The sequence below is a fragment of the Blautia sp. HCP3S3_D9 genome (assembly GCF_052063845.1).
In the GTDB taxonomy this organism is placed as follows: domain Bacteria; phylum Bacillota; class Clostridia; order Lachnospirales; family Lachnospiraceae; genus Blautia_A.
In genome coordinates this window covers 1-606 of record NZ_JBQHWS010000288.1, presented here as the reverse complement: position 1 = coordinate 606, position 606 = coordinate 1, and the positions used below count along the sequence as shown (strand labels likewise).

At 40.3% G+C, this 606-nt stretch carries 1 protein-coding gene; it reads left to right on the top strand.

Going from position 1 to position 606, the window contains the following annotated elements:
* Positions 1-301: 301 nt before the first annotated feature.
* Positions 302-606: winged helix-turn-helix domain-containing protein (locus tag ACTNES_RS20945; RefSeq protein WP_441040583.1), on the top strand; the 305-nt coding region annotated here is incomplete at its 3' end.

The window sequence follows — 606 nt, the reverse complement described above, 5'->3', positions numbered from 1 at the left end:
TTCATAACTCATCCAGAACTTATCCAGAAGTCGGTGGTTTATAATGGCAGAAAACGAGAGAAACCAGCAGAAACAAGGAACTCTTGTCCTGCTGGCTTAACCAAGAGTCTTTTGTCACAGACTCACTTTATTGGGAGAAAAACCGTTCGGTTATACAGACCACGGTATTCTATCTGGATAGGTCCATTACAGAAATCAGGGAATTGGAAGCATATCAGATTTATGTATTAGTAAAAAAGAAAGTATACCCTGAAGTAAACAACTTAAGGAGAAGTACCCCTTGTAAGGAGATGATAGTAAAATGAAGATTCTGATGATTGAAGCGGAAGACACAATTTTACAGGATGTGGTTACGTTCCTAAACGAGAAAACGAGTTGTCATGTCAGGAACTTATCTCTAACTACAGAGTCTTTAAACGTACTTACCTTCTCCGGTTTGGAAATCCACCTGCAGGAGCAGATGGTTATTCATAATGGTGACCATATTCCCCTTTCACATTATGAGTTTCAGACGCTTGCTTATCTGGCACAACATCCGGGATGGGTATTCTCCAAAGAACAAATTTACGAAGCAGTTTGGAAGGAGAATCCAAAGCACTGTGGCAG